This is a genomic window from Marinobacter sp. UBA3604 (assembly GCF_002375325.1).
GTDB classification, from domain to species: Bacteria; Pseudomonadota; Gammaproteobacteria; order Pseudomonadales; family Oleiphilaceae; genus Marinobacter; species Marinobacter salarius.
In genome coordinates this window covers 1-9,076 of the sequence record NZ_DFMB01000044.1, presented here as the reverse complement: position 1 = coordinate 9,076, position 9,076 = coordinate 1, and the positions used below count along the sequence as shown (strand labels likewise).

The 9,076-nt window shown below is 57.6% G+C and carries 6 protein-coding genes; 3 read left to right on the top strand and 3 right to left on the bottom strand.

What is annotated here, in order from left to right; genetic code table 11:
• Window positions 1-11: 11 nt before the first annotated feature.
• Window positions 12-890: a restriction endonuclease subunit S gene (locus B2590_RS13840; protein WP_286810551.1), complete on the bottom strand. Its 879-nt coding sequence runs from the start codon at window positions 888-890 to the stop codon at window positions 12-14.
• Window positions 887-2,995, bottom strand: a complete 2,109-nt coding sequence (locus tag B2590_RS13835) for a type I restriction-modification system subunit M (RefSeq protein ID WP_286810550.1) — start codon at window positions 2,993-2,995, stop codon at window positions 887-889. The genes B2590_RS13840 and B2590_RS13835 overlap by 4 nt, the downstream gene beginning before the upstream one ends.
• A 159-nt stretch (window positions 2,996-3,154) precedes the next feature.
• Between B2590_RS13835 and B2590_RS13830 the strand changes: the two genes are divergently transcribed.
• The gene (locus B2590_RS13830; protein ID WP_286810549.1) at window positions 3,155-3,856 is read left to right on the top strand and encodes a hypothetical protein; all 702 of its coding nucleotides are present in this window, start codon (window positions 3,155-3,157) and stop codon (window positions 3,854-3,856) included.
• On the opposite strand, the gene B2590_RS13825 is transcribed toward B2590_RS13830, so the two are convergent.
• Complete coding sequence (locus B2590_RS13825; RefSeq protein ID WP_286810548.1) at window positions 3,836-6,511, bottom strand: nitrate reductase; 2,676 nt, start codon at window positions 6,509-6,511, stop codon at window positions 3,836-3,838. The genes B2590_RS13830 and B2590_RS13825 overlap by 21 nt on opposite strands.
• 477 nt (window positions 6,512-6,988) lie before the next feature.
• On the opposite strand from B2590_RS13825, the gene B2590_RS13820 reads away from it, so the two are divergent.
• Both B2590_RS13820 and B2590_RS13815 read left to right on the top strand, forming a co-directional pair.
• Window positions 6,989-7,615, top strand: a complete 627-nt coding sequence (locus tag B2590_RS13820; protein ID WP_036201980.1) for an ANTAR domain-containing response regulator — start codon at window positions 6,989-6,991, stop codon at window positions 7,613-7,615.
• 22 nt (window positions 7,616-7,637) lie between these two features.
• Window positions 7,638-8,879: a CmpA/NrtA family ABC transporter substrate-binding protein gene (locus B2590_RS13815; RefSeq protein ID WP_036201978.1), complete on the top strand. Its 1,242-nt coding sequence runs from the start codon at window positions 7,638-7,640 to the stop codon at window positions 8,877-8,879.
• Window positions 8,880-9,076: the final 197 nt, after the last annotated feature.

The window sequence follows — 9,076 nt, the reverse complement described above, 5'->3', positions numbered from 1 at the left end:
CACAGATTTATTTACAGGCTCGGGTAAAAAGCAACATCTGACCAATGAATCGCCCCTACGTTACCCTTTCGACCCACGATGATTCCCGGTCGCTCAACGAGAGCTTCGTTGTGGAAACCAACGACTCCGCTGGAGCCGTAGACAGGCACAGAGCCCTCAGCACGATCCTCATTTTTGAGAGCTTTTCCATACTGAAGACTCAATATGTCACTGAGCTTCTTGATTGACCAATCAACCGGAAGTCCCTTCTCAAACTCCTCCTCCTGCCACCCCGGAAACCGGAACCGCACAAACCACTCACGGTAGATTTCCTCGGCCATATTTTCCAGCAGGGCGATGCGGCGTTTGTTATTTTCGATCAGATCGTCGTAGGCAAAGAGCAATCCCACGATCTTATTCTGAATATCAATCGGCGGAACCGGGACGTTAATCAGTTTAACAATGTCCTGATTCAAGGAGGCCATGGTCGCCCCGAATGCGCACACGGCCATCATCCAGTCCTGATGGGCCTGCGTTCGGAAGAAATAAGAAATGAATTTAGGGTTCACCCTGGATGAGTTGAATCTCAATCTCAGACAGTCAGAACCCTGATACCAGCCTTCCTGTGCTCCAGTGATTAACCCATGCCTTTCTACAGCCCCTTTTCGACCGAACACAATGTCATTTTGCATCAACCTATGTGTGGGCAACTTCTCCGCAACCCGGTCATCAATGAACTCCAAACTCTCTGTACGGATATCCCCAAAACCGACATTTCGAACATTGATTACCGGATACCCATGATCAGAGTAATCACTGGCTTTTAGCTGAGTACCAAAAGGGCCGGTCTGAATTTCAGCCTCACCAGATTTGATCAATTCGCCTATTTTGACTATTGGGAAATCAATCATTTGCTCTCAACCAGCGCAGATATGTTCTTTCTGATTAAAGAGGCGAGAACCTCTGCCTCGGAATCCAATGATGTAAGTTCATCATTCAAGTCTTCAATTCCTGTCAGAAACTCCTCCTCAGTCTTCCCATCCTCCTCAATCACAACCCCCACATATCGCCCGGGATTCAGGGAATAATCCTGCTCTTTTACTTCCTCCGGGGTGGCCAGCTTGCACAGCCCCGTCACATCCTCGTACTCAGCTTTCGGGAAACGCTCCTGCAGCCAGTGGATATGCTGGTAGTAGGCCTCTGCACTGCGAACCTCCTTGTGCAGTTCCTCCAGCGCTTCTTTCAGGCGGCGGGCGTTGCGATCGGTGGTGGTGCGTTTGCCGGCTTGTCTGGCTTCTTCGGCTCTGGCTTTTTCATGCTGGCGCACAACTTTGTCCAGTTGTTTCAGGCCGGTGTGCAGCTGTTGGAAAAAAGGATCGAATTTCGCTCTCAGTTCGTGCTGAGTGCGGTTGGCGGTTTCGATGGCCTCCGGGGTGGTCAGGTGCAGGTCAGCGGCTTCACGGTATTCATCGCTGGCCTGCTGCAGGGCTTTCAGGCCTTGCCACTGGCTGACCAGCTCGCCCACGGTCTGCTTGCCCTGGGTGTCGTCCAGCACGTCCAGTAGCTGCTCGCTGACCGGCTCCACCTTTTCCCGGTTGGCCACCAGTTGCTCCATGCCCTTGCGGAAGTAGCTGTCCACCAGCCGGATAAACTCAGCCCGTTTGCCCTTATGCAGCTTGCTGATGATGGCGATGTTCTGGACCTGCTCTTCGCTGAACTCGCGGTGGGCCCGGTCGATCTGGGTGAAAATGTTGCGGGCATCGATGAACAGGATGCGGTCGTCCTGCTTGTTCTTGTCGAAAAACCAGAGGGTAGCCGGCAGGGTGACCGTGTAGAACATGTTGGATGGCAGGGTGAGCATGCCGTAGATCAGGTTGTTCTCGATCAGGGTCTGGCGAATGTCCGCCTCGCTGTGGCGGGCATCGGAAGCGGAGTTGGCCATGACCAGTGCCGCCCGACCACTGTCCGGGGTGTTGTCCTTCAGGGAGGTGGCGAACAGGTTAATCCAGAGATAATTGGCGTTGGGAACGGTTTCCTTTCCCTGCTCGCTGGCTTTGGCCTTGGTTTTTTTGCGAGGCAGGCCGTAGGTATTGAAGCGGGGATCATTCTCAACCGTCGCCAGCGGCACATCGTCCACGTTAAAGGGCGGATTCGCCATCACAAAATCGAACTGACCCACGTCTTCAAACGGCTTTTCACTGTAGCTATTGGCCTGCCGCACATCCCCGCGAAGACCATTCACCGCCAGGTTCATTTTTGCCAGCTTTACAGTGTCGAGGGTTTTCTCCTGGCCGTAAACGTACAGCTCGTCTTTGTGATGCGCCTCGCCCAGCTCGTCCAGTTTTCTTCGGTGGGCTTCCACAAATTGCTGTGACTGAACAAACATCCCCGCCGATCCGCATGCCGGGTCATATACCGTGCCGTGGTGAGGCTCGATGATTTCTACCATCAACTTGACTACCGAGGTAGGCGTGAAGAATTCGCCGCCTTTCTGGCCTTCGCTCAGAGCGAACTTGCCCAGGAAGAACTCGTAGATTTTGCCGAAAATATCGCCGCTGGCATCGGCCGGGATATTGGAGAAATTCTTCAACAGTTCCGGCAGCAGGGTGTTGCTGGTTCGGGTAAGGGCAACGTACTCATCCTTGGGAAGAATGCCGTCCAGCTCGGGCTTGTATTCCTCGACGGCTTCCATCGCCTGCTTGATCTTTTTGGCCAGCTCCTCCTGCTCCGGTAATTCGAGCAGATGTTTATAGCGGGCGTGGTCCGGCAGGTAGAAGCCGCATTTCTGAATAGCGATTTCGGAGATCGGCTTTTCCCGGCGGGTACCTTTGAGTTTCGTGAATTCTTTTGTGATTTGCGTTTCGGCATTCTTGTATTTGTTGTCGGCAAATTTCAGGAAGATCAACCCAAGCACAGGCGTGGCGTATTCGCTGGACTTGAGATCGGAGTTGGCCCGCAGGTTATCGGCGGCGGACCAGAGGTCGTCTTCAAGCTGTTTGAGCTGTTCGGCATTCATGATGAAGTGGCATCTCCAGAAACAACCAGTACACAAAATGTGGAGGAGACTCTAAACAACAATGCGCTACAGGGCCATAGCAAACTGGCAAATCGAAAGGTACCCTTGGCGTGTTCAGATCGATTCGCGGCAGAAGACTCACACCCAGGCTCGCCCAGAATGACCATTCCAGTAAATAGCGCCATTCAACTTGGCAACCTGATGTGCGCCGTGACCGAAGAGGTTCTCTGGACGCCCGCCCGCCAATGGGTTCGCGATCAACTGCCCGCCAGCACCCTGCTATGCCGCGTCGGCTCGGGCCAGGCCACCTACCATCGTTTTGATCCACACCTGAAGCAGCACCAGATCACCTACGGTAAACGCATGATTATGGACAAACACCAGCCCGATGCGGTTGGTGGCTGGCTGTCCGGGCGGGAGATCCGCCAGAGAGAGTATTTCGGAGGGACAGTCACCACATTGAATCTGCTGGCGCACACCTGTTGCCACGAGTTTGCGCATCTGCTCCAGCATGTGTCGGGCCAGCGTTATCGCGGCTCCGTCCACAATCAGCACTTCTACCGGATCCTGGACGAACTCCACACCAGTGGGGGCGCTGAGGCTGCCAGGCATCATCTCGCCGTTCAGGCTGAGGAGGCGGGGCTTGCGGTGCCTGACGAGCCTATTCCGGAGCCGGACTCCCGTCAGCTCAAAGCCAACTGGGCGGTAGGAGATGCCGTGGAATTTGGTGCCGGTAAACGAGAACTGGAAGGTCGGATTATCCGGGTAAACCGGAAAACCTGCACCGTGGAGGGCACAGGGCGCTACCGTGGCTTGCGATACCGGGTCCCCCTGGTTCTGTTACGCGCTCTTGCGGACTGATACCGCAAGCAGGTCGCGCAACTCCGGAATGCAGGACCCGCAATTGGTGCCGCACTTCAGGCTATGACCCAGGGCTTCTATCGACTGCGCCCCTTCAGCAATGGCACCGGCTATCTGGTTTTCCCCAACCTGAAAACAGCTACAGATCATGGCGCCCGGATCTTCCACGTCGACGTCCCGTGCAGCCAACAGCGCCCGACGACTGGAATCGCAGAGTTCTGTTTCGGCAAAACAGCCATCCAGCCAACTGGCCTCCGGTATCAACGCAGGATCGCTGTCGACCATCAACACCGCTTCCAGTTGCCCGTTGACCAGCCGGGCAGCGCGAAACCGCCCCTGCGCCGCATCGGCCATTACAAGATGCGCTTTTCCGCCCAGCCACTCGGTCATCGCCGTGGGCCAGTCAATGGGTTGGCGCCCGGCAAGCCACCAACTATCGCAATGATGCAATGGCACCTGGCACCAGTAGTCGGCCTGCCAGCGCCGCGGCCGATTGCGCCTGACCAGCAATCGTGCATGCCAACGGGCGCGGAATGGCGTAATGTCGGCTCGACCGTGTTTGGCCTCCGGCTGGCCCGAAACAGGGTCTGTCACTGACTCGGTAAGCAGTGTTGCAACCCCACTGGACGCAAACTGTCGATTCCAGTGGATGGGTATAAATACCTCGCCACGACGCTGTTCGGGGCTCTTTCGGACTCGCCCCACGTAACCGCCGTCACCGAGGCTCAACCGCGCCAGATGCCCCTCCTTCAGCTGGTGCGCAACCATGTCGTCGGGATGCACGTCCACATAGGGCTCTGAGCGGTGAGTCAGTAGCCGTGGGGTGTTGGCGGTTCGGGTCATGGTGTGCCACTGGTCCCGTATACGGCCGGTATTGACCACCATGGGGTAGTCGTCACTGGTTTGTTGGGCGGGCAATCGGGTGTTGATGGCGACAAAGCGGGCACGCTGGTTGTCGGTGACAAAACGGCCATCGGAAAACAGTCGTGTCGAGCCTTCAGTCTCCACTCCAGCGCCCTCCATAACTGGCCATTGCACCGGGATCAGCGCTTCATAGCCGGCATCTGAAAGGTTAGCCAGCCCGGCAAGGTTAAACAGGCGCTCACCGTTGTTCTCATGGGCGGACAGGGCTGCGTGTTCGCGAAAGATATCCGCTGGCCGCTTATAGTTAAATGCCTCGCCGAACCCCAGTTTTCCGGCCACGGAACTCATGATCCACCAGTCCGGTTTTACTTCCGCGGGCAGGGGTAGGAAGCAACGCTGCCGCGAAATACGGCGTTCCGAATTGGTGACTGTGCCATCCTTTTCCCCCCAGCCAGCGGCGGGTAGGAGGATGTCCGCGAGGTCCGTGGTATCGGTGTGGGCGACGCAGTCTGAAACAATCACGGTGGGACAACGCGCCAAGGCCTCCCGAACCCGGGCCGAATCCGGCAGACTGACCGCCGGGTTGGTTCCCATGATCCAGATCACCCGGATATCACCACGGTGAACCGCCTCAAACATGTCCACCGCCTTCAGGCCCGGACCATCGGCCACCGCACCGGTACCCCAGAAATCCGCCACTCGTGATCGGGCTCCCGGGCTGTCGTAATCCATGTGAGCGGCCAGGGTATTGGCCAGCCCGCCCACTTCCCGTCCACCCATGGCATTGGGCTGGCCGGTCAGGGAGAAGGGCCCCGCTCCGGGCTTACCCACCCGGCCTGTTGCCAGGTGACTGTTAATAATCGCATTGCCTTTGTCGGTGCCGGCAATCGACTGGTTTATGCCCTGGGAAAAACCGGTAACCGTTCGCGGCGTCTTTGCAAACCAGGCATAGAAGGTTTCGACATCCTCCGGCGCAAGATCACACTGCTCTGCGACCGATTCGACGCTTGGGGCCGCCGCCCGTGCACTTGCCAATGCGTTATCGAAACCCTGGCAGTGCGCATCAATGTAGGCCTGATCCAGGCCACCGTGATCGGCGAGCCAACTCAGCAAACCGTTGAACAATACCGTATCCGTACCTGGCCGCAACGCCAGGTGAAGGTCCGCCAGTTCACTGGTGGCGGTGCGGCGTGGATCAATAACAACCACTCGACGCCCATCCCGCGCACTGGCCTTCATACGCTGGTAAAGCACCGGATGCGCCCACGCGGCGTTACTGCCAGCCAGAACCAGCAGGTCCGCCAGCTCCAGGTCCTCATAGCAACCCGGAACCACGTCCGCCCCAAAGGCCCGTTTGTGAGCAGCCACAGCCGACGACATGCAAAGCCGGGAGTTGGTATCCACATGAGGTGTGCGAATGAACCCTTTGGCCAGCTTGTTGGCGACGTAGTAGTCCTCGGTCAGCAACTGGCCCGACAGGTAAAAGGCCACCGACTGTGGGCCGTGAGTCTTGACGCTGTCCTGTATCGCATGCGCCACCTCGTCCAGCGCCTGCTCCCATTCGCTGCGGCGACCCCTGACAATCGGGAACAGCAACCGTCCGTCTTCCTGGCCGGTGGTTTCGTGAAGGCTGGCACCTTTCACACACAGGCGCCCCTTGTTCGCAGGGTGGTCTTTGTCCCCGGCCACCGGTGTGCCGCCGTCGGAATAGGCCATCACGCCACAGCCTACCCCGCAATAGGGGCAGGTGGTATGAACCGGGTCCGGGCCAGTAGTGTTGAGTAAGTCCACGGTGTCTCCTGAGTGTTACACGCACAAAAAAGCCCGCAATGTCCGGAACTCCCTGAACAGGCAGGAACCGGGCATGCGGGCTTCGTTGCCAGCATTCAGTACCGGGATCAAGTAACCCCGGGCCTGGCAGTTTATGGTTGGCGTGTCAGCTTTCGCTACAAACGTTTCCCAAAGCCCGTGCAAATCCAGGGCCACTCCCGGAGAAAACCGGCCAGCAGGTGTTTCAGCAAACTCTGGGACCGCTCAATACTCCCGTGCCAGGAGTCATAACAGTGCAAAACGCTCAAAAACGCCCAATCAGAGCGCACAGTTAACGAATAAAAATATTTGCCCATGACCTTGAGAAACGGCTATTCCCCTGCTCGCAAGGCACTTCCCGTGACCCTGGCAAATTTATTGCAACGACACTGATGGAACCGTTTTGCTGACAGCGTTAAAGAGAAAGGCATCCAATGCCTGTACATCGAGGAAACCATCATGAATTCGCCAGAACCCCTTCGCATCCTTCTGATCGACAAGGACCCCGAACGGGCAAGCCAGGTTTGCCAGGCGCTCAGACATGAGGGCCATGAAGTCATTCGCCAGCGCCCGGATGCTACCGGCCTGACCGCAGCGGTTGCCCGCGACCAGCCGGACATGGTGATCATTGATATGGACTCGCCCGACCGGGATACCCTGGAGAACATGAGCACCCTCAACACTCACGCACCCCGGCCCATCGTTTTCTTCGCCGACCAGCCCGGTGATCGCGCCACCATCCATGCCGCAGTGAAGGCGGGGGTCAGCGCCTACGTTGTCGACGGCATACAGCCGGACCGGGTTCGCTCGATCATTGACTCAGCCGTAGCGCAGTTCGAATCCTTTCAGGCATTGAGAGCAGAGCTGGAGGAAACCCGCTCGGCACTGGAAGACCGCAAGGTTATTGAGAAAGCCAAAGGGCTGATCATGCGACATGAAAACTGCGACGAGGAAACGGCCTATCGTATGCTGCGCAGCTCTGCCATGGAGCACAGCGAACGCCTGGCGGTGATGGCGGGGCGCGTTATCAAGCTGTTGGAACGACATAGCCAGGGCTCGGCCGGTGCCATCCAGAAAGCATCCTGATCAACGCTGTTAGGGAGCATCCATGGTTCGTCCAACCCCGCTTCACAAGCATCCCGGATTCAATGTCCGCCTCGGCTTTGTGCCGCTGCTCGATAGCGCACCATTGATTGTTGCGCGGGAGCTGGGGCTGTTTGATGCCGAAGGGTTGGACGTGGAACTGGTGCGTGAAGGCTCCTGGGCATCATTGCGCGACAAGGTCAGTTTTGGCCTGCTGGACGGCGGCCACATGCTGGCGCCGATGCCGCTGAGTATGTCCCTGGCGACCGACCGCCCCAAAGTGCCCGTTGTGGTCGGCATGGTGCTGAGCCGCAACGGCAACGGGATTACCCTCAGCGCTCGGCTGCATCACGAACTGACCCATTCAGCCACGGATCTGGAGAACCCCATTGCCACCGCTCGCGCGCTGATACGCGTGGCCAGGGGCAGAGGCGAGCCAATACGATTGGCCTCCGTGGCGCCCTGGTCCAGCCATGACCTTCAGCTCCGGGACTGGCTGGCCTCTGCCGGATCAGACGCGGAACAGCACGTGCAGATCATCCCCGTATCCCCGATACAGATGGTGGACGCGTTTCGGTCAAATACCATCGAAGGCTGCTGCGTCGGTGAGCCTTGGAACAGCTTGCTGGAGTACGAGAAGCTGGGGCATATTCTCCATTCCGGCCACCAGATCTGGCAGAACGCCCCTGAAAAGGTTCTGGGTATGCGCGCCGACTGGACGGAGCAGCACGACGTGATGCACCGGCACCTGTTGCGGGCACTGCTTGCAGCCTGTCAGTGGCTGGATAACCCTCACAACCATCGCCTGCTACGGGACATCCTGGCCAGGCCCGAGTATCTGGGTGAACAGATCAACGTGCTGGATAACCACCCGTACAGTCTGTTCCATCCGCGATTGCATCAACACTTTTTTCGCCACTCCGCCAACTTCCCCTGGCTGTCACAAGCCCATTGGCTGGCAACCCGCCTGACGCTCCGGGGTCAACTCGGCCCGGTGGACGGCGCCATGGTTCGTCAGGTCGTCAGGCCGGATCTGTTCCGCAACGCCGCAGCTTCCATGGGCATTGACGCACCGGTTATCGACAGCAAGACCGAGGGCCGGCACCAACTCCCCTTTACCCTGTCGGGGCGCTACGGCCCCGTGGATGTTGCCAGCGACCGCCTGTTGGGAGAGCACCTCCACGACTGGCTGGCCGATAACCCCATGGCTACGCCCAATAAAGAAGCGTCACGCACTAAAACAGCCACGAAATCCCGCCCTCAATAACACTCATTTTTGTGCTCATTCATTATTATTTATAAATATCAATAATTTAAAAACATGGCACGCAGACTGCTTTGTCAACATAGACGATCTTGCATTCACTGCGCGGGTAAACGGCAGTGACGAAAACTGACAGAACATCAGGCATTGAGGCCTGCATCCCGGAAACGGGGGGCAGGCTTTTTTTTGGTTCATCGCGG

Coding starts and splice junctions, on each gene's coding strand:
- B2590_RS13840 (WP_286810551.1), bottom strand. CDS start 890: ATGATTGATTTCCCAATAGTCAAAATAGGCGAATTGATCAAATCTGGT.
- B2590_RS13820 (WP_036201980.1), top strand. CDS start 6,989: ATGAATTCGCCAGAACCCCTTCGCATCCTTCTGATCGACAAGGACCCC.
- B2590_RS13830 (WP_286810549.1), top strand. CDS start 3,155: ATGACCATTCCAGTAAATAGCGCCATTCAACTTGGCAACCTGATGTGC.
- B2590_RS13815 (WP_036201978.1), top strand. CDS start 7,638: ATGGTTCGTCCAACCCCGCTTCACAAGCATCCCGGATTCAATGTCCGC.
- B2590_RS13835 (WP_286810550.1), bottom strand. CDS start 2,995: ATGAATGCCGAACAGCTCAAACAGCTTGAAGACGACCTCTGGTCCGCC.